At 60.3% G+C, this 20,038-nt stretch carries 19 protein-coding genes; 6 read left to right on the forward strand and 13 right to left on the reverse strand.

What is annotated here, in order from left to right:
- The first annotated feature begins 24 nt into the window (after positions 1 to 24).
- The 4 genes from LIY45_RS11325 to LIY45_RS11340 all read left to right on the forward strand — a co-directional run bounded on the left by LIY45_RS11325 (position 25) and on the right by LIY45_RS11340 (position 3,858).
- Positions 25 to 996: a TRAP transporter substrate-binding protein gene (locus LIY45_RS11325; RefSeq protein WP_226476365.1), complete on the forward strand. Its 972-nt coding sequence runs from the start codon at positions 25 to 27 to the stop codon at positions 994 to 996.
- Positions 997 to 1,063: 67 nt separating this feature from the next.
- Positions 1,064 to 1,591 (forward strand): TRAP transporter small permease, encoded by a 528-nt coding sequence (locus LIY45_RS11330; protein WP_226476366.1) that lies wholly within the window; start codon positions 1,064 to 1,066, stop codon positions 1,589 to 1,591.
- Positions 1,592 to 2,872, forward strand: coding sequence for a TRAP transporter large permease (locus LIY45_RS11335; RefSeq protein ID WP_017476913.1), 1,281 nt, complete (start codon positions 1,592 to 1,594; stop codon positions 2,870 to 2,872).
- Positions 2,873 to 3,000: 128 nt separating this feature from the next.
- Positions 3,001 to 3,858 (forward strand): aldose 1-epimerase, encoded by an 858-nt coding sequence (locus tag LIY45_RS11340; RefSeq protein WP_226476367.1) that lies wholly within the window; start codon positions 3,001 to 3,003, stop codon positions 3,856 to 3,858.
- A 123-nt stretch (positions 3,859 to 3,981) separates the two neighbouring features.
- On the opposite strand, the gene LIY45_RS11345 is transcribed toward LIY45_RS11340, so the two are convergent.
- From LIY45_RS11345 to ercA, 6 genes are all read right to left on the reverse strand, one after another.
- Positions 3,982 to 5,127 (reverse strand): HlyD family secretion protein, encoded by a 1,146-nt coding sequence (locus LIY45_RS11345; protein WP_226476368.1) that lies wholly within the window; start codon positions 5,125 to 5,127, stop codon positions 3,982 to 3,984.
- Entirely contained in the window at positions 5,124 to 6,782 is a 1,659-nt protein-coding gene (locus LIY45_RS11350) for an MFS transporter (protein ID WP_226476369.1), read from the reverse strand. The genes LIY45_RS11345 and LIY45_RS11350 overlap by 4 nt, the downstream gene beginning before the upstream one ends.
- 133 nt (positions 6,783 to 6,915) lie before the next feature.
- Positions 6,916 to 7,269: a hypothetical protein gene (locus tag LIY45_RS11355; RefSeq protein WP_226476370.1), complete on the reverse strand. Its 354-nt coding sequence runs from the start codon at positions 7,267 to 7,269 to the stop codon at positions 6,916 to 6,918.
- Positions 7,270 to 7,563: 294 nt separating this feature from the next.
- A complete protein-coding gene (locus LIY45_RS11360; protein ID WP_226476371.1) occupies positions 7,564 to 9,042 on the reverse strand; it encodes a DASS family sodium-coupled anion symporter in 1,479 nt (492 codons plus the stop codon).
- Between the two features lie 79 nt (positions 9,043 to 9,121).
- On the reverse strand, positions 9,122 to 10,492 hold the full coding sequence (locus tag LIY45_RS11365) for a hybrid sensor histidine kinase/response regulator (protein ID WP_226476372.1): 1,371 nt from the start codon (positions 10,490 to 10,492) through the stop codon (positions 9,122 to 9,124).
- Positions 10,476 to 11,639: an alcohol dehydrogenase-like regulatory protein ErcA gene (gene ercA, locus LIY45_RS11370; protein WP_003207798.1), complete on the reverse strand. Its 1,164-nt coding sequence runs from the start codon at positions 11,637 to 11,639 to the stop codon at positions 10,476 to 10,478. The genes LIY45_RS11365 and ercA overlap by 17 nt, the downstream gene beginning before the upstream one ends.
- A 237-nt stretch (positions 11,640 to 11,876) precedes the next feature.
- Between ercA and LIY45_RS11375 the strand changes: the two genes are divergently transcribed.
- Positions 11,877 to 12,542 carry a response regulator transcription factor gene (locus tag LIY45_RS11375; RefSeq protein ID WP_017476905.1) on the forward strand — a complete coding sequence of 222 codons (666 nt, stop codon included), beginning with the start codon at positions 11,877 to 11,879 and terminating at the stop codon, positions 12,540 to 12,542.
- A 38-nt stretch (positions 12,543 to 12,580) separates the two neighbouring features.
- Here the strand turns inward: LIY45_RS11375 and LIY45_RS11380 are convergent, their stop codons facing one another.
- The 3 genes from LIY45_RS11380 to LIY45_RS11390 are packed head-to-tail and all read right to left on the reverse strand — an operon-like array spanning position 12,581 to position 15,038.
- Complete coding sequence (locus tag LIY45_RS11380; RefSeq protein WP_226476373.1) at positions 12,581 to 13,396, reverse strand: sulfite exporter TauE/SafE family protein; 816 nt, start codon at positions 13,394 to 13,396, stop codon at positions 12,581 to 12,583.
- Positions 13,397 to 13,405: 9 nt separating this feature from the next.
- Entirely contained in the window at positions 13,406 to 14,650 is a 1,245-nt protein-coding gene (locus LIY45_RS11385) for an FAD/NAD(P)-binding oxidoreductase (RefSeq protein WP_226476374.1), read from the reverse strand.
- A 52-nt stretch (positions 14,651 to 14,702) separates the two neighbouring features.
- A complete protein-coding gene (locus LIY45_RS11390) occupies positions 14,703 to 15,038 on the reverse strand; it encodes a metalloregulator ArsR/SmtB family transcription factor (RefSeq protein WP_010166774.1) in 336 nt (111 codons plus the stop codon).
- An 86-nt stretch (positions 15,039 to 15,124) separates the two neighbouring features.
- On the opposite strand from LIY45_RS11390, the gene LIY45_RS11395 reads away from it, so the two are divergent.
- Positions 15,125 to 15,988 (forward strand): MBL fold metallo-hydrolase, encoded by an 864-nt coding sequence (locus LIY45_RS11395; RefSeq protein WP_226476375.1) that lies wholly within the window; start codon positions 15,125 to 15,127, stop codon positions 15,986 to 15,988.
- A 7-nt stretch (positions 15,989 to 15,995) separates the two neighbouring features.
- Here LIY45_RS11395 and LIY45_RS11400 read toward each other — a convergent pair whose 3' ends face one another.
- The 4 genes from LIY45_RS11400 to LIY45_RS11415 form a co-directional block, all read right to left on the reverse strand.
- Positions 15,996 to 17,210, reverse strand: coding sequence for an HD-GYP domain-containing protein (locus tag LIY45_RS11400; RefSeq protein ID WP_226476376.1), 1,215 nt, complete (start codon positions 17,208 to 17,210; stop codon positions 15,996 to 15,998).
- 33 nt (positions 17,211 to 17,243) lie between these two features.
- Positions 17,244 to 18,869, reverse strand: coding sequence for a methyl-accepting chemotaxis protein (locus LIY45_RS11405; protein WP_226476377.1), 1,626 nt, complete (start codon positions 18,867 to 18,869; stop codon positions 17,244 to 17,246).
- A gap of 178 nt (positions 18,870 to 19,047) precedes the next feature.
- Positions 19,048 to 19,275: a hypothetical protein gene (locus LIY45_RS11410; RefSeq protein WP_226476378.1), complete on the reverse strand. Its 228-nt coding sequence runs from the start codon at positions 19,273 to 19,275 to the stop codon at positions 19,048 to 19,050.
- A 124-nt stretch (positions 19,276 to 19,399) separates the two neighbouring features.
- Positions 19,400 to 19,882, reverse strand: coding sequence for an Lrp/AsnC family transcriptional regulator (locus LIY45_RS11415; protein ID WP_017476898.1), 483 nt, complete (start codon positions 19,880 to 19,882; stop codon positions 19,400 to 19,402).
- Between the last annotated feature and the right edge of the window lie 156 nt (positions 19,883 to 20,038).

The following is a 20,038-nucleotide window of genomic DNA, read 5'->3' on the forward strand; positions in this document are numbered from 1 at the left end:
ATAACAAGACTGGAGAGACACCCCATGGACTTCAAACGCACCTTGCTCGCCGCTGCACTCCCGTTCGTTTTCACCCTCGGCAGCACCGCCCACGCACTGGAAATCAAGTTCGCCGACATTCACCCCGCCGGCTATCCCACCGTCGTCGCCGAAGAACGGCTGGGTAAAACCCTGGTGGCCGAAAGCAACGGCGGCCTGACCTTCAAGATGTTCCCCGGCGGCGTGCTGGGCTCGGAAAAGGAAGTGGTCGAACAAGCCCAGGTCGGGGCGATCCAGATGGCCCGGGTCAGCCTCGGCATCGTCGGCCCGGTGGTGCCGGACGTAAACGTGTTCAACATGCCGTTCGTGTTCCGTGACCAGGTGCACATGCGCAAGGTCATCGACGGTGAGATTGGTGATGAAATCCTCGCCAAGATCACCAACTCCGAATTCAACCTGGTGGCCCTCGCCTGGATGGACGGCGGCACGCGCAACCTCTACACCAAGAAACCGGTGCGCAAGATCGAAGACCTCAAGGGCATGAAGATCCGCGTGCAGGGCAACCCGATCTTCATCGAAACCATCAACGCCATGGGCGGCAACGGCATTGCCATGGACACCGGCGAGATCTTCAGCGCCCTGCAGACCGGGGTGATCGACGGCGCGGAAAACAACCCGCCCACCCTGCTGGAACACAACCACTACCAGAACGCCAAGTTCTACAGCCTCACCGGCCACCTGATCCTGCCCGAGCCCATCGTGATGTCGAAAATCACCTGGAACAAGCTCACCCCCGAGCAACAGGTGCTGGTGAAAAACACCGCCAAGGCCGCGCAGATCCAGGAGCGCGAGCTGTGGGACGCCAAGTCCGCCAGCAGTGAAGCCAAGCTCAAGGCCGCCGGTGTGGAGTTCATCGACATCGACAAAAAACCGTTCTATGAGGCCACCGCTTCGATTCGTGACAAGTACGGCGCCCCTTACGCCGACCTGATCAAGCGCATCGAAGCCGTCGAGTAACCCAACCGCCTCTCATAGAAAAGGCCCGGCGCGGTCGGCATCGACGCGCCCGGTCACGGTGAACGCCATGAAGAATTTACTGCTGCGCATCAACGACCGCATTTACATGAGCTGCATCTGGGTCGCCGGCCTTGCCGTTCTCGGCGTCGCGCTGATCATCCCCTGGGGCATCTTCGCCCGCTACGTCCTCGGCACCGGCTCCAGTTGGCCGGAGCCCACCGCCATCCTGCTGATGCTGGTGTTCACCTTTGTCGGCGCCGCCGCCAGTTACCGCGCCGGGGCGCATATGTCGGTGGCCATGGTCACCGACCGCCTGCCGCCTGGCCAGCGCCACATCGTCGGCATCGTCTCGCAACTGCTGATGGGCACCATCTGCCTGTTCATGGCGATCTGGGGCAGCAAGTTGTGCCTGTCCACCTGGAACCAGTTCATGAGCGCCATGCCGACCTTGCGGGTGGGCATCACCTATATGCCGATCCCGATTGGCGGTTTGCTGACGCTGATTTTTGTGCTGGAAAAACTCCTGCTGGGTGACCAGAGCAACCGTCGGGTCGTGCGCTTCGACCTGGTTGAAGAAAGTGAAGGGGCTGCCTGAATGGACGCGTTGATTCTGTTGGGCAGCTTTATCGCCTTGATCCTGATTGGCATGCCGGTGGCCTACGCCCTGGGGCTTTCTGCGCTGATCGGCGCGTGGTGGATCGACATTCCGTTCCAGGCCCTGATGATTCAGGTGGCTGGCGGGGTGAACAAGTTTTCGCTGATGGCGATTCCGTTCTTCGTGCTGGCCGGGGCGATCATGGCCGAAGGCGGCATGTCCCGGCGCCTGGTGGCGTTTGCCGGGGTGCTGGTGGGGTTTGTGCGTGGCGGTTTGTCCCTGGTGAACATCATGGCCTCGACGTTTTTTGGCGCGATCTCGGGTTCGTCGGTGGCCGATACGGCGTCCGTCGGTTCGGTGCTGATTCCGGAAATGGAGCGCCGTGGTTATCCCCGTGAGTTCGCCACCGCTGTCACCGTGAGCGGCTCGGTGCAAGCCTTGCTGACGCCCCCCAGCCACAACTCGGTGCTCTACTCCCTGGCGGCCGGCGGTACCGTGTCCATTGCCTCGCTGTTCATGGCTGGCGTGGTCCCGGGCCTGCTGATGAGCGCCTGCCTGATGGTGCTGTGCCTGATCTTCGCGAAAAAGCGCAACTACCCCAAAGGCGAAGTGATCCCCCTGAAACAGGCACTGAAAATCTGCGCCGACGCCCTGTGGGGCTTGATGGCCATGGTGATCATTCTTGGCGGGATTCTGTCGGGCATCTTCACCGCCACCGAGTCCGCAGCGATTGCGGTGCTGTGGGCGTTCTTCGTGACCATGTTCATCTACCGCGACTACAAATGGAGCGAGCTGCCCAAGCTGATGCACCGCACGGTGCGCACCATTTCCATCGTGATGATCCTGATCGCGTTCGCCGCCAGCTTCGGCTACATCATGACCCTGATGCAGATCCCGGCGAAAATCACCACGATGTTCCTGACCCTGTCGGACAACCGCTATGTGATCCTGATGTGCATCAACGCCATGCTGCTGTTGCTGGGCACGGTGATGGACATGGCGCCGCTGATTTTGATCCTGACGCCAATCCTGATGCCGGTGATTCTCGGTATCGGCGTCGACCCGGTGCAGTTCGGCATGATCATGCTGGTGAACCTCGGCATCGGCCTGATCACTCCGCCAGTGGGCGCAGTGCTGTTTGTGGGGGCGGCGGTGGGCAAGGTCAGCATCGAGAAGACCGTAAAGGCACTGCTGCCGTTTTATGGCGTACTGTTTTTGGTGCTGCTGGCCGTGACCTACATTCCGGCGTTGTCGTTGTGGTTGCCTGGGCTGGTGTTATGAACTGATCGTTCCCACGCTCTGCGGGGGAACGCCGCCATGGACGCTCTGCGTCCGCTCTTAAAACCGTGACGCAGAGCGTCACAGGATGAATTCCCACGCAGAGCGTGGGAACGATCAAGGGTGCGCTGATGCTTGAACTCGAAGACAACCTCACCCACCTGACGCTGGCGCCAGCGTTGGGTGGCAGCCTCGTCAACTGGACCGTGCGCAGCAGCGGCCAACCCTTGCTGCGCCCTACTGATCAACACGCACTGGGCACCGGTTTGCCGGGCAAGCTGGGGTGTTTCCCACTGGCGCCCTGGTCGAACCGGGTGGCCGAAGGTGGCTTTGATAACCCGTCTGGGTGGTTGGGACTTGAACCCAACAGCCCGCTGGACCCGCTGCCGATTCATGGCAGCGCCTGGCAACAGGTGTGGCAGGTGGTCAGCCAGACGGCAGACGAAGTGGTGTTGCAACTGGACAGCAGCACACCCTTTGCGTATCGCGCCGAGCAGCGGGTTCAGTTGAAGGACGGCAAGTTGAGCATCACCTTGCGCGTCACGCACCTGGCAGAAAACGCAGCGTGGCATGGCCTGGGATTGCATCCGTATCTGCCCCGCAGGCCTGGCACACAATTGCAGGCCAAAGCTGGGCAGGTGTGGATGAGTGATGCGGCGAAATTGCCGACGGGCCTGGCTGCCGTGCCCGCCGAGTGGGATTTCCAACGGCTCAAGTCGTTGCCCGAGGCGCTGGTGGATAACGGTTTTGGCCAATGGGACGGGCGCTGCGTCATCCAACAGCCAGAGTTGGGTTACATCCTGGAATGCCAGGCCACCGGCAGCGACTACTACCTGCTGTACTGCCCGCCGGGGCTGGATTTTTTCTGTTTCGAGCCGGTGAGTCATCCGGTGAATGCCCATCACCTGCCGGGTAGGCCGGGGTTGAAGCTATTGGAACAAGGCCAGTCGGCAGAACTGAGTTTCAGCCTGCAATACAAAACCCTCTAACAACACAACACCAATGTGGGAGCGGGCTTGCTCGCGAATGCGGTGGATCAGTCAACACATCTGCGACTGACACTCCGCATTCGCGAGCAAGCCCGCTCCCACATTTTTGATCTCGATTGTGTCTTAGGGCGGGGTGTTCTTGAGGCGCCCCGCCGTGTCGATACTCACCACCACCGACAACCCCGGCCGCAGCCGTTCACTCTGCTCCTGCCCCGGGTCGACGGTGATCCGCACCGGCACCCGCTGGGCGATCTTGACGAAGTTGCCAGTGGCGTTATCCGCCTGCAACAAACTGAATTCCGAGCCGGTCGCCGGGGAAATACGCTGCACTGTGCCGTGAAACTTGCGATGGTCCAGGGCATCCACGGTGAAGGTCACCGGCTGGCCGACCTGCACGTTGTCCATCTGGGTTTCCTTCATATTGGCGATCACCCACAACTGGTTCGGCACCAGCGCCATCAACTGCGCGCCGCTGTTGACGTAGGCCCCGAGGCGCACGCCAATCTGTCCCAGTTGCCCGTCACGCGGGGCGATGATGCGGGTGTTCGACAGGTCGATACGCGCCAGCTCCACCGCCGCATCGGCATTGGCCACCGCCGCCTCCAGCGAACCGCGATTGATGATCACTGTCTGCAAATCCTGCCGGGCGATTTCCAGGCTGGCCTGGGCCTGGGCCACGGCTGCGATGGTTTGCGCATTGGCGGCACGGGTCACGTCCAGCTCGCGCTTGGACACCGAACCGTCGCTGATCAACTCTTCGTTGCGGCGCAAGTCAGCGGTGCTCTTGCGCGCCTGGGCCTGACTGTCGGCCAAGGCGGCCTGACGCAGCTTGATGGTCGCCTCGGCACTGTTGCGTTGCTGCACCACATTGGCCAGGGACGCCTGCTGCACCGCCAATTGCGCCAGGGCCTGATCCAACCGCTGCTTGTAGATGCGGTCATCGAGGCGCACCAGCAAATCCCCGGCCTTGACGTACTGGAAGTCCGTCACCGGCACTTCATACACGTAGCCGCTGAGCTGCGGCCCGATGATCGTCACCTGGCCACGCACCAGGGCGTTCTCGGTGGTTTCCACGGCGCTGCTGAAGGGCGGCAACTGCCAGGCGTAGAGCACGATCAGCACGCCGATGATCGCAATCGCGGCAAAGCCCATGGAAGAGATGATGCGCACCCGCAAGGAGCGCGGTTCGGTGGCCGGCATGCTCGGTGGCGCGGTGCCTTCCGGCGTGGAAGCGATGGCGTTGGTGGTGGTCGTCGTCGGTTCGGTCATGAAGAAAGTGCGCCGCTGGGTTGAACGGGAGGCGCTGCACTGGCGGCAGCTTTAGTGGTACTCATCAGCCAGAGGCTGCGGATAAAAATCCAGATCATGGTGAGTATGGCGATGATCGCGATCAGCATGAACACATCGTTATAGGCCATCACATTCGCCTCACGGGTGGCTGCGGTGGCCAGGCTGCGAATGCCCATCAGGTTACGCAACTCGGGGTCGGCAATCACCCCGCCATAGGCCGAACCGCCACTGGCCACCCGCGCCGCCACACGCGGATCGAGCAAGGTCAGGTGTTCGACGATCATGCTGGAATGGAATTTTTCCCGCACGATCTGGAACGTGCCCAGCAATGCCGCGCCGATCAGGCCGCCGAGGTTCTGGCAGATACCGAACAACACCGAGAAACTCACCAGGTTCCTGGGGTTGGTCAGCACGTTTTTCGTGCCCAATACCATGGTCGGCCCGAGGAAGAACGTGCCGCCAAAGCCTAGCAGGAACTGGCTGATGTACATGTTTTGCGGGCGCGTGAGGTTGCTGGAGAAACTGTCCATCACCGAGCCGGTGGCCATGAAAGCCAGGGAGATGATCAACGGCATCAACAGGTGCGCCGGGTTGATGGTCAACGCGCTGACGGCCAGGCCGGCAATCGCCCCCGCCAGCATTACCCAGTACAGCGTGCGCATTTGCTCGTTGCTCATGTTCAGCATCTGCATGAACCCCACGGCGCCAGTGGACTGTTCCGAAAGCACCATGCGAATCAGCACCACCGCCAACGCCAGGCGAATCATCGCCCCGCTGCCCAGCCAGCGGGTCATCAGCAACGGGTTGGAGCGGTTATGTTCGATGGCCAGGCCGGCCATGATCAGCACCAGCGAGCAGGCCGAGGCGATACCGATCCACGGCGCTTCCAGCCACCAATCGATGCGGCCCAGGGACAGCACCGCGCAGAGCAAGGCGACGCCGGTGGCGAGGATGGCGAAGGTCAGGAAATCGAGTTTTTCGAAGGTCTTGAAGCGGTCGCCCGGGGGCAACTTGAGCAGGAACACGCAGCCCAGGCAGGTCAGGGCCATGCCCAGTTCGAACAGGTACAGGCCGCGCCATTCGGCGATTTGCAGCAGGTCTTCGGAGAACAGCCGAGCCAGGGGCAGTGCCAGTTGCGCGGTGCCCAGGCCGAGGACCAGGGCCTTCATCCGCCATTTCGCAGGGAAGGCCTGGATCATGTAGTACAGGCCCAGGGAACTGAGGGCGGCGCCGACCATGCCGTGGGCCGCCCGTACGGCAATCGCCGAGCTGAGGTCGTTGACGAACAGGTGGCCGAAGGTGACCAGGGCGTAGAGCACCAGGAACACTTCGGTGAACGCCCGCAGGCCGAATTGCTGGCGGAACTTGACCAGCAGCAGGTTCATGGAGACGTTGGTCATGACATAGGCGGCGGGGAGCCAGGCCATCTCGGCCGTCGTGGCACCCAGGGCGCCCTGGAGGTACACCAGATTGGCGATCACCAGCGAGTTGCCGAGGCCGCCGGTGATTGCCACCAGCACGCCGACCAAGGCGTAGGCCCAGCGTTTGCGGGTGGAATGCAGCGGCGTCGACGGCGAGCCCGGCAGGCTCGGGCGCTCGTGGGGCTGCCAGGTGTGGGGGGTGTATTTGTCCATTCGGTGGCCTTGATGAACCGACGTGCAAGGTCGGCAAAACGCTTACTCAGGGACTAGTAAACCTGAGCAACGTTCATCTTGCCATGTCGGGATGGCAAAACGGCGCTGAATGATGCGCCGTTAGAACATAGGCCTAAGGTTTCAGGAAGTACCACAGGCCTGCGCACACCAACCACTGGATCCCCAGATAGTCAGGCCACAGAACCCAGCGTTTGAGGTGCGACGGAACGGAATTGAACTCCTCTTCGGTCATCTCACCATCTCTTATATAAGATCTAGGGATCATAAAAAGGGACCCGAGTAGAGCCATGCGCATCATTTTGTCGTAGGGCATTTTTCCGGGCCAAAAGCGCTTGTTCCGCTGAACCACCTCATTCTCACTGAAGTAACTCTCCAACTCGTCCAGTTTTCTGTAATTAACATAAGTCACAATGCCGCCAAGAACCATTACTTCTATACACAGCATGACCGTAATTAACGTGTCCATACTTATGTCCACGGTTCTTTACCCACATACAGCAATTCACCCAACTCAGCGCCATACCCGCCAGCGACAGCTCCGCCCGTATAGCCACCAGCAGCACCGCCGAGCACTGCGCAGGTCACTGCACCGGTGCCCTTCGTGGTTGATGTAAGCCGTCGCCATTCCCTGATTCCTGCTCCAAAAGAAGAGCTCGAAATATAAAATCGGGAATGGCTTAACCGGCAGAAAATCAGGTGATGGAAATTGATTTTCAGAAAAGGGCTACAAGCGAGTTAATCAGCACCTACAGCAATCACTTCAAACCCACCCCAACCAACTCCAATACGTAGCCGCAAACACCAACATCAACCCATACCCAATCAGCGTCACCAAAATCCCGACCTTGGCAAACTGCCGCGCGGTAAACGTGCCGGTCCCCAAACACACCATGTTCTGTGGCGCATTGATGGGCAGGATAAACCCGTAGCTCATCACAAACCCCAGGAGCATCGTCATCCCCAGCCGACTGAACTCCCCGGGCAATGTCTGCAACACCGCAATCAAAATTGGCAACAACGCCGAGGTCAACGCCGTGGCACTGGCAAACCCCAAATGAATCACGATCAAAAACGCCCCCAGAATCGCAAACACCCCCAGCGGCCCCACCTGATCCAACCCGGTATGCGCCACCACCTGCGACCCCAACCACTGCCCCGCCTGGGTCGTCAGCAACGCCGTACCCAGGCTGATACCCACCCCGAACACAATCACCGTGCCCCACGGAATCCGCGACTGCACATCCTTCCAGGTCATCACCCCAATCCCCGGCATCAGCAAAAACACCAACCCGGCATACGTCGTCGAAGTCGTATCAAAGCTGTGCAGTCGTCCCTCGGTGGCCCACGCCAGCAACAGCAATACCGACACCGTCAGCAAGCGCTTCTGCGGCCCCGTCATCGGCCCGATATCCACCAGCGATTGCGCCACCGCCTCCTTGCCCCCGGGAATGCTGTCACTCTCCGGCGGCAGCAACTTCAACACCAAAAACAACAACACCGCCGACATGATCACCGCCCACGGCGCCCCGGCGATCAACCAGTCGATCCACGACACCCGCTGCCCCAGCATCTTGTCCATAAAGCCAACCGTCAGCAGGTTCTGCGCCGCCGCCGTCTGAATGCCGACGTTCCAGATGCTCGTGCCCTGGGCCACGACGATCATGATTCCAACTGCGATATTCGAACGCTTATCCACCCCAAACGCCGCAATCACTCCCATCATGATGGGCACCACACACGCGCTGCGAGCCGTGGCGCTGGGCACCACCAGGCTCAGGAGGATGGTCACGGCAATTGCCCCGACGAGAATCCCCCGGGTGCTGGTACCCACGCGGGTCAGGGTGACCAACGCAATGCGCCGGTCCAGGCCGGTATGGGTCATGGCTGCCGCGATAAACAGTGCACCCGCCACCAGTGCCAATGCCGGGTTGGAAAACCCCGTCAACGCCATGCTGATGGCCGGGCTGGAACCGATCAGGTGCGCCGGGTCTTGCAGCGACGGCGCAGTGCCGAGCAAAAAAGCCATCAATGAGGTGATCATGATCGCGCTGGCCTCATAAGAGACCGCTTCGGTGATCCACACCACCACCGCAAACGCGAGGATCGCCAGCATCCGGTGCCCGGCCACCGGCAAGTCGGCCGGCAACGGCAACAGCAGCACGCCGACCATCACCAGTACGCCGACCACCAGGCCCAAGGGCAACTTGAAGGAAGCAGCAGTTGTTGCGGGGGCACTCATGGGGTTCTCCGTCGGCCTTTAAATCAGGCCGACAGCATGAGGCAACGCGTCACGCCCGGTGTTGACGGGTATCAAGTGGCTAGGCCAATAACTGGGTCAACACCGCCCGCAACTTGCCGGGCTTGACCGGTTTGTTGAGCAATGGCGCGTCCAGCCGCTGCAAGGCACGGCGGCATTGGTCGGTGCGGTCGGCGGTGATAATCACTGCCGGAATCCTGCAGCCAAAATGCTCGCGCAACTGGTGCACCACCTCACTGCCCACCACGCCATGGTCCAGGTGATAGTCCGCGAGAATCAGCTCCGGTGCCCTGCCCTGCAACGCAAGCAGTGCGCCGGCCTGATCGGTCGCAGTGACCACCTCGCAGCCCCACTGCCCAAGCAGCGCGCTCATGCTGTCGAGGATGCTGACTTCGTTATCCAGCACCAGCAGGCGGCGCCCCGGCAGCGGGTTGCCGGTGCTCGGTTGCGCGGCCACCACGCTGATGGGCAGCGGCATGTCCTCGCTGATGGGGACTTCGATGCTGAACATCGAACCGCGCCCCGGCCACGAACGCACCGCCACCGGATAACCGAGGACCTCGGCGATACGCTCGACAATCGCCAACCCCAGTCCCACGCCCTTGCGGTCGGCGGCGCGGCCCACGTCCAGTTGATTGAACTCCAGGAAGATGGCGTCCAGACGGTCCGCCGCAATTCCGCGCCCGGTGTCCCACACCTCCAGGCGCAACCGCTCACCTCGGCGGCGGGCGCCCAGCAGGATGGTGCCCGCGCTGGTGTAGCGGCAGGCGTTGCTGAGAAAGTTGCGCAGGATCCGCGTCACCAGCCGCAGGTCGGTGTTGATTGCGTAACGACCTGTATGCGCCCGCAGGTTCAGACCGGACGCCGCGGCCACCGACTGGAATTCAGAAACCAGCGGTGCGAACAGTTCGTCGAGACGGTACAGGGCGATGTCCGGCTTGACCGCCGCTTGATCGAGCCGGGAAATGTCCAGCAGGTCGGTGAGCAAATCCTCGGCGCCCTCCAAGGCCTGGTGGGTGCGCTCCACCAACACGTGTTCGACGCTGGGCAAGTGGCGCTCACGCAGGGTGGAAATCAGCAAGCGCGCGGCGTTGAGGGGTTGCAGCAGGTCATGACTGGCGGCGGCAAGGTATTTGTCCTTGCTGCGGTTGGCGGCCTGGGCGGCATCCCGAGCATCGCGCAGGTCCTGTTCGATCTTCTCGCGCTGGGCGATTTGCTGTTGCAGGTTGCGGTTGGCTTCCAGCAACTCGTCGGTACGCGCCGCGACCCGCTGCTCCAATTCGTCGTTGAGGCGGATGTAGCGTTTGCGCTCGGCTTCCAGCTCGTCGAGGCGCGCGGTCAGTTCGGGGTAATGGCTCTTGCGCGCCGAGTGGTTGCCCAGCCCCAGCAGCCCGGCGAGTGCCCGTTGCTGATCGTCAGAGAGCTTCGCCATAGACGACCTCGACGTCACGCTGGCTGGATTCACGCGGGTTGGTGAGGATGCACGGGTCGTGCATGGCGTGCTGCGACAGAAAGGGAATGTCCGCCACTCGAATCCCATGCAGGCCGAGGGTTTCGTGGAAGCCGATCGCATGCTTCAAGGCGATCAAATGGTCCACCAGCCGGCCGCAGATTTGCCGGTGGTTGAGGCCCCGGCAATCAATGCCGAAGGTCTCGGCAATCACCTTGAAACGCTCCGGCGCCGCGCTGTAGTTGAACGCCACCACGTGTTCCACCAGCACTGCGTTGCACAGGCCATGGGGCAGGTCGAGAAAGCCGCCAAGGCTGTGGGACATGGCATGCACCGCGCCGAGGATCGCGTTGGAAAACGCCAGCCCGGCCTGCATGCTGCCCAGCATGATCTTCTCCCGCAGGGCGATGTCGCCGGGGTTGGCGATCATCTGCACCAGGTTGCCATTGATCAGACGCATGGCCTCCAGCGCGTGGGGATCGGTCAACGGGCCATGGCCGGTGGACACGAAGGCCTCGATGGCATGCACCAACGCATCGATGCCGGTACAGGCCGAGAGAAACGGGTCCATGCTCGCCGTGGTTTCCGGGTCGATCAGTGAGACATCGGGCACCACCGCCTTGCTGACGATGGAGAACTTCATGCGCTCCTGCTGGTTGGAAATGATCACAAACTGCGAGACATCCGCCGAGGAGCCAGCCGTGGTCGGGATCAGGATCAGCGGCGGGCTCGGCACGCGGATAGTGTCGACGCCTTCGAAGTCGAGGATGCTGCAGCCATGGGCGACCACGATGCCGATGGCCTTGCCGCAGTCCATCGGGCTGCCGCCGCCGACGGCGACGATCACGTCGCAATGGTTCTCACGGTAGACCTCGGCGCCGAGCATCACCTCCTCAACCCGAGGGTTGGGCGAAACGGCGGTGTACAGGCAGTAGTCGATGCCGATGGCTTGCAGGCTGGCCTCGACATCGGCCACCCAGCCCACAGCAACCACGCCGGGATCGCTGACCACCAGCACCTTGCGCGCGCCAAAGGTCTTGGCGTAGTTGCCTACGTTGTGCCGGCAGCCGGCGCCAAAGATGATTTCAGGGGAAACGAATTTACGCAGGAGACTCAGGTTCGGGCTCATTGGTAAGCCTGTTTTTATTATTCTGGAAGATGCGCTCCACACTAACCCATCCGGCACTGAATGCAATCAGACCAATGGGTAGCCCTGGAACCGCGACGCACGGCACGATCTACTACTTTGGTACTGATTCCCCTCTCTATCGTCGCATTCCCAAGGGATCGAGACTGGCATGTAATGGGCCCATGCGCGTATGGATTGGACCTGCTTGAATACGCAAAAATAATAAGGTGAACGTCCATGTACAAAATTCTGATTGCCGACGACCACCCACTGTTTCGCGAAGCGATCCACAGCGTCATCAGCGACGGGTTCCCGGGCAGCGAAGTGATGGAAACCGGCGACCTGGACAGCGCCCTGGCCCTGAGCCAGGAGCACGATGACCTGGATCTGATCCTGCTGGACCTGAACATGCCCGGCATGCATGGCCTCAATGGCCTGATCAACCTGCGCAACGAGTCGCCGACGATTCCGGTGGTGATCGTGTCTGCCGAGCAGGACAAGCAGGTCGTGCTGCAAGCCATCACCTATGGCGCGGTGGGGTTTATCACCAAGTCCTCGCCCAGGCTGCAGATGACCGAGGCGATCCAACAGATTCTCAACGGCAATGTGTATTTGCCGCCGGACATTATTCGCAGCCAGAAAATCGGCGGACAACGGCGCATGAATGAGTGCCTGGGGCTTGCGCCGGAGCTGCTGCAAGCCCTGACCCGCAAGCAATTGCTGGTACTGGAGCGGATGACCAAGGGCGACTCGAACAAGCAAATTGCCTATAGCCTGGAGATTGCCGAGACCACGGTGAAGGCCCATGTCTCGGCGATCCTGCGCAAATTGAATGTGCACAATCGGGTGCAGGCGATTCTCAGTGCCGGGGACATCGACTTCGGCGCCTACCTGCGGCGCTGATACCGCAATACCCGCAGGAGCGGGAGGTAGCCCGCATTTCAAGGCACCTGAATGAGGGCCCGAAACAGCATGCCCGCCGCCACCAGCACACACAGGGTGGCAAAACCCACCTGCAAGGTGCGCGCCTTGATCACCGAGCACAGGCGCCGCCCCGCCAACATGCCGACAATGCTCGAACCGATAAACACCCAGCCCATCGGCTCGATACTGATCCCGGCATGAAACGCACCGACCACGCCGATCAACGAGATCAGGCTGATCACCATCAGCGAGGTGGCGACGATGCCGCGCATCTGTACATCGGTCAGTTGCTTGAACGCCGGCACGATCAGAAAGCCACCGCCCACCCCGAGCAAGCCCGAGACCGCACCGGTCACTGCCCCCAGGGCCGCCAGGGTGGCGGTGCATTTGGCGGTCCAGGAAAAGCGTCCGGTCTGTTGATCGAGCATGCAGTTCTTCTGGCCCCACGACGCGGTGCCGTGGTCGCTCGGCCCAGCCTCAAACTTCTCCCGTTGCAGCATGCGCCAGGCCACCAGCACCATCAGCGCGCTGAACAGGCCCATAAGGACGTTCTCCGACATCTGGTGGGCGAAGAATACCCCCAGCGGCGAAAACAGCGCGCCAAGCAGCGCAATCAGCAGCGCCGCGCGGTAACGCACCAGGCCATGGCGCAAGCCATCAATAGCCCCCACGGCGGCGGCGGCACCCACCGCGAACAACGACACGGGTGCGGCCTGGGTCATGGTCAAACCCAATCCCAATACCAACGCCGGGACGCCCAGAATGCCGCCCCCGGCGCCGGTCAGGCCCATGACCAACCCCATCAACACGCCCAGAAAACTTGCCAGCAGCATAGGGTTGCCTCAATCCACCTTGGCCAGACGGGTCAGCCACTCGCGGCCCTTGAGCATGCCGTTCCAGTAGAACCACGGCAGGAAGCTCGCCTTGAGGAACCACGCCGAACGCCGTGCCACAGTCGGGTCGAGGGGAAAGGTCGGCAGCAGCTTGCCGCCATAGCCGAACTCGGCCAGTACCACCTTGCCCTTCTCCACGGTCAGCGGGCAGGAGCCATAGCCGTCGTACTTGAGGGGCAATGGCGCCTGTTTGCGCAGGGCCAGCAGGTTTTCCGCCACCACCACGATCTGCTTGCGCACGGCCGCTGCGGTCTTGGCGTTGGTGGTGGAGCACACATCGCCCAGGCCGAAGATGTGCGGGTAGCGCAGGTGTTGCAGGCTCTGGGGATTGACTTCGCACCAGCCGGCGGCGTCGGCCAAAGAGCTTTGGCGGATGAAGTCCGGGGAGACCTGCGGCGGGACGACGTGCAGCAGGTCGAAGGTTTTCTCTTCGACGCGCACATTGCCTTCGGCGTCCTTGATCTCGAACCAGGCCTTGCGCGCGGGGCCGTCGACCTTGACCAGGTTGGAGTTGAACGCCAGTTGTGCGGCGTACTTTTCAACGTACTTCATCAGTGGCGGGACGAAGGTCGCCACGCCAAACAAGGCGGCACCGGCCAGGTTGAATTCGACCTTGATGTTTTTCAGGTCACCCTGCTTGAGCCAGTGATCGCACGACAGGTACATGGCCTTTTGCGGGGCGCCGGCGCATTTGATCGGCATGGCCGGCTGGGTAAAGATCGCCTTGCCATGCTTGAGTTGCTGCACCCGCTGCCAGGTGTAGGCGGCGTGCTCGTAGCTGTAGTTGGACGTAACGCCATGCTGGCCAAGGGTCTCTGGCAAGCCTTCGATTTTTTCCCAGGCCAGGCGCAGGCCCGGGCATACGATCAGGTTTTTCCAGGTGACGCGCTGGCCGCTGTCGAGCACCAGGGTGTGCGCGTCAGGCAGTAATTCGCTGACGGCCGCCTGGATCCAGGTGACGCCGTTGGGCAGCACGTCGGCCATGGGGCGTACGGTCTTCTTGACGTCATAGGCGCCGCCGCCCACCAGGGTCCAGGCCGGTTGGTAGTAGTGGTGGTCGCTGGGTTCGATCAGGATGATATTCAGGTGCGGGTCGCGCTTGAGCAGGCTGGCCAGCAGGCCGATGCCTGCCGAGCCGCCACCGATGACAACGATATCGCCACTGATGGTAGGTCCCCAGTGTTGGTCGTTCATGGTCTATGGCCTTTCTTTTAAAAATGCACACAAGGGTCGTTGCCGTACGGCGTCACGCCCAGCTTTTTATCACGGCGCCGCAATACAGCCCGGACAGCGTCTTCATCACTTGAATCACTTCGTGGCTGGCCAGCCCGTAGAAAATGTATTTGCCTTCCCGACGGGTGGCCACCAGCCCTTCGTCCCGCAGGATGCCCAGCTGTTGCGACAGGGTTGGCTGGCGCACGCCGGTCATGGTTTCCAGCTCGCCGACGTTGCGTTCACCCTGGGTCAACTGGCAGAGAATCAACAGCCGGTCTTCATTGGCCAGGGCCTTGAGCAAGGCGCAGGCCTTGGACGCGGAAGCACGCAATTGCGCGACTTCGCCTTCACTCAGGTTCGATTCCATTTGCGTGGGGCTCTCTCTGTCACTTAAGCTCAAAACATTATGTGTAAACGTAAAGTGATTGTAACTACTTATTTGGGACAACCGTCATGCCAGCGTTGATTCAATCCTTTCTGGACGAGGCGTCGTCGACCTACACCTACGTCGTCTATGAAACGGACGGTGGCCGATGCGCCATCGTTGACTCGGTGCTCAATTACGATCCGGCCTCCGGACGCACCGGCACTGGCCAGGCGGACAAGGTGGTCGCGTTTGTGCGCGAGCATGGCTTGCAGGTGCAGTGGTTGCTGGAAACCCATGCCCATGCGGATCACTTGTCGGCGGCGCCGTATTTGCGTCGGCAGCTGGGGGGCAAGATCGCGATTGGCGAGTCCATCAGCAAGGTACAGGGGGTGTTCAAGAACCTGTTCAACCTGGAGCCGGAGTTTCGGGTGGACGGGTCGCAGTTCGACCACCTGTTTGCGCCGGATGAGGTGTTTCACATCGGCAACCTGAAGGCCCAGGCGCTGCACGTGCCGGGGCATACACCGGCGGACATGGCGTACCTGATCGATGACCAGTTGATTCTGGTGGGTGACACGCTGTTCATGCCGGATGTGGGCACGGCGCGCTGCGATTTTCCCGGTGGCGATGCGCGCCAGCTGTATGCGTCGATGCGCACGTTGTTGGCGTTCCCGCCGCAGACCCGGTTGTACGTGTGCCATGACTATCCGCCTGAGGGACGCGCCGCCAAGTGCCTGACCACAGTGGCTGAGCAACGGGCGGGGAATATTCATGTGCATGACGGGGTGGATGAGGCGGCGTTTGTCGAAATGCGCACCACTCGGGATGCCGGGTTGGGCATGCCGACGCTGTTGCTGCCGGCGATCCAGGTGAATGTGCGGGCCGGGGTGATGCCGCCGGCGGAGGACAATGGCGTGGTGTATCTGAAGATCCCGTTGAACCAGCTATGAGGGCGGCCTAGTCGAAATAGGACGCCTTGGGTTTCGCAAGCCCCGACCACAACTCGTCTATATGCTTGAAACCCCATTCCTCAATGCTTTCCCGGCTAACGATCTTGTCACGCTGTTCATCCAGATTCACCAGTACCTGGACAATCGGCAACCGGGAGCGGGCCGAAAAAAACACTTTGACCACCGGGGTCAGCAACGAAGTGGCATGTTGTTCGACCACCACGCCAATACGCCCACTTTCCAGGCGAACCAAGGCCCCCGTGGGATAAATGCCTACGCACCGGACAAACGCCTGGAATACCCGCGGTTCAAAATGCCCCACCCACTCCGACATTCTCCGTATCGCATCGGCCGGGGCCCAACCCCGCTTATAAGGGCGCTGCGACGTAATCGCATCATAGACATCACACACGGCGCCCATTTGCGCGAACAGGCTGATCTGGTCCTGAACCAGCCCGTGGGGATAACCGCTGCCGTCGTATTTCTCATGGTGATGCAGGCACACATCCAACGCCAATGCACTGATGTGCGGATAATTACGCAACATCGTGGCGCCCTCCACAGGATGGTTGCGCACGATGTCGAACTCAGCCTGGGTCAACGCCGCAGGTTTGCGCAATATAGACTCAGGGATGGCCATTTTTCCCACATCGTGAAGCAACCCCGCCAACCCCGCGTCCTGCACCATGGAAGGTGACAAGTCCAACTGACGCGCCAGCGCGATCATCAGCCCACACACGGCGACAGAATGCATGTAGGTGTATTCATCCGCCGTTTTCAAACGGGTCAGGCTGATCAATGCATGTGGGTGACGCAGCATTGAGCGAGAAATCTCCTCCACCAACCGGACCACCTGAATGGGCTCGACGGCCCTGCCCATACGCAAATCACTAAACATTTCAATGACCGCGCGTTTGGCCACAGCACACACCTTGGCGGCACGCGCCACCTCCGTCTGCATGTCTACCGGCGGATCACTCTGCGCTCGCGCAGGAGGCTTGGTCGCCAACTGAGCCACAGCCACCTGCGGGCGCTTTACATCACAACCTTTAAGCGTATCAATCCAGATGCCCTCGACCCCTGACGCCAGCAAGCGCTCCAGGTCTTCTGCGCGATTCAGCAAAAAACTGCTTTTCCAAAAAACATGCTCAAGCCATGAGCCATCAAGCTTGTGGATATGCATGCCAAGGGTTACTTGCGACGAAGAAATACGTTTCAACATACGCCATGCCCCCTTTACCGCCACCTACCGGGATCAACTCACGGAAAACTTCGAAACAATCTGCTTGAGGTCAACGGCCAACTTGGACAGTTCATGACTGGCGATGGACGTCTGCCCCGCCGCCGACGAACTCTGGATGGACAAGTCGCGAATGCTGATCAGGTTCTGGTCCACGGAGCGCGCCACGTGTGCCTGTTCCTCCGACGCCGTCGCAATCAGCAGGTTTTTTTCATTGATATCGGAGATGGCCTCGGTGATCTGGGTAATGGCCAGGCCCGCTTCATGGGCGATTTTCAAGGAGTCCACCGCTTCGCTGCGGTTGAGCGCCATGGACGACACCGCCTCGCTGGAGCAGGTCTGGATTTTCGCAATCATCTGCTCGATTTCCTGCGTGGACGTTTGCGTGCGATGGGCCAGCGCCCTGACTTCGTCAGCCACCACCGCAAAGCCGCGCCCTTGCTCACCGGCCCTTGCCGCTTCGATGGCCGCGTTCAGTGCGAGCAGATTGGTTTGCTCGGCAATGGAGCGGATGACCTCCACTACCTTCGCAATATCCTGCGCCTGCCTGGCCAAGCCTTCGACCTCCAGCCCGGTCTGCTGCACCGTGGCGCTCAACTTTTCAATCGAGGCAATGGTTTGAGTGACACGCTCCTGGCCGACTTTCGCGGAGCGTTGGGAATCCTGAGTGGACTGAGAGGCTGAAACAGCGTTCCGGGCGACCTCCTCAACGGCGGCAGTCATCTCATTGACCGCCGTCGCCGCCTGATCAGTCTCCATACTCTGGCGTTCAATACCCGCTGTAGACTCACGGGTGATCGAGCTCATTTCTTCCGCCGCCGAGGCCAACTGCCCGGAGGCTTCGGAAATATGCTGCAAGGTAGTTTTCAGGTTCACTTGCATGGCAGCGGTGGATTGCTGCAGCGCCGTCAGTTCATCCTTGCCATTAACGGCAATCGCCACGCGCAGGTCGCCCTTGGCGATCATGGCGGTCGACACGAGAAGCTCACGGACCGGTGTAAGGATGCTGCGGGTAAACAGGCTGGCCACTACGATCGTCAACAGCACTGAAATGATCATCAACCCCCAGGTAAACAGGCGAGTCGCCTTGTACTCGTTGTCGGCGGTTTTCACAACGTCCTGGGCCCCACGCTCGTTTAACGTAATCAGTTCATTGACCGAGTCCTGCACCTTGACGGCTAACGGACCTTGGACATCACGCAGATAATTTCCGAGCTGCTCGGTCGACGCCGTGGCAGAGAGCGCCAGAAACTCGTCGACCTTCTGGTTGTAACTTCGAATACCGCTGAGCACCTGGTCATACAGGATCCGCTCCTCAGGGCTGGACACCAGGGGTGCATAGCGCTCGGCAATCTGGTTCAGTTCTGATCGAACGCTTTGGACTTTATCCCGTGAGCTTTGATCATGCCGGGCGCTGTCTACGGAAAAACGCCGCAACTCCAGGCGCAGCTTATACAGGGCGGAATCGATCCTCCCACCCATCCGGATGCTCGGAAGCCAATTGGCTTCAATCTCGACCGTGGAAGAATAGACCGTATCGACTTTTACCAGCGTCATCCCCCCTTGTATGAGCAGCAGAATGCAAACCACTGCAAAACAAAGAGTGGTACGAAGATTTAATCCCAAGGATCTCATCGACATAGGGATTCACCTTTTTTAGAAAATTAGTTAGGAGGCTTAAGGCTACTAATGTGTTTAGTCGGCTGTGAAAAATATGTGATCGCCATTTATTATTGGCCAACTAAATAAAATCCGAAGTTTTACGTTAGTTGGCTAACAAACCAAACTCACCCGCCCGAACACCGCGGGATACCTGGAATCAATCGGCCTGGGCCTTTTCATTCATCAGCGAATACATCGCATCACAGGACCGATCACAATTCCTCCCCACGGTTTCCAGATGGCGCGTTAACGAAGCTCTGATCTCAGGCGACAAGTCAGTTACTTTTCCGATCAACGCAGCCATATCCTCCAGTGCAGCGACTATGGAGAGCTGAGTTAGATTAAAGTCGTAGAGCGCGCGGCACATTAATTGCTGACTGTCCATGACGTGTCCCGCTATTTAAAAAGAAAGCTTAGCAGGTACTTTGGAGCCCCCCGATAAAACACCAATTTATATTGTCAGGCTTCAATCTTAAAAGACGGCGCGGGCAGCCGCCGTAGACCTCGCGTCAGACCATCAAGCCACCCGGCGGGAGCGGCAGCGCCGTCTTGTAGCGCACTTGCTTGAGCGCGAAGCTCGACCGGATATTCGCCACACCCGGCACCTTGGTCAAAAAATCCATCATGAAGCGCTCCAAAGACTGGATGGTCGGCACCAGCACCCGAATCAAATAGTCGGGATCGCCAGCCATCAGGTAGCACTCCATCACTTCGGGACGATCCGAAATCGCCCCTTCAAATTGCTGCAACGCCAGCTCGTTCTGCTTTTCCAGGCTGACGTGGATGAACACGTTGACGTGCAACCCCAGCAGGTCGGCGTCCAGCAGTGTCACCTGGTCGCGAATCAGCCCCAGTTCCTCCATCGCCTTCACTCGGTTGAAACACGGCGTGGGCGACAGGTTGACCGAGCGGGCCAGGTCGGCGTTGGTGATGCGGGCGTTCTCCTGAAGGGCGTTCAGAATGCCGATATCGATACGGTCCAGTTTGCGCATGAGACAAAACCACCTGTTTATTATGTTTATGCAGTTTTTTTATCCCCAAATGATCTGCAACGCAACGAAACAGAGATAAATATTCTCCTGCCGCGAGCCTATGATTGTTGTAGGACAAGATTTCTTCTACCCGAAGACGGACTGTCAGCTACCGCG

It is taken from the genome of Pseudomonas sp. MWU16-30323 (genome assembly GCF_020515595.1).
GTDB classification, from domain to species: domain Bacteria; phylum Pseudomonadota; class Gammaproteobacteria; order Pseudomonadales; family Pseudomonadaceae; genus Aquipseudomonas; species Aquipseudomonas yamanorum.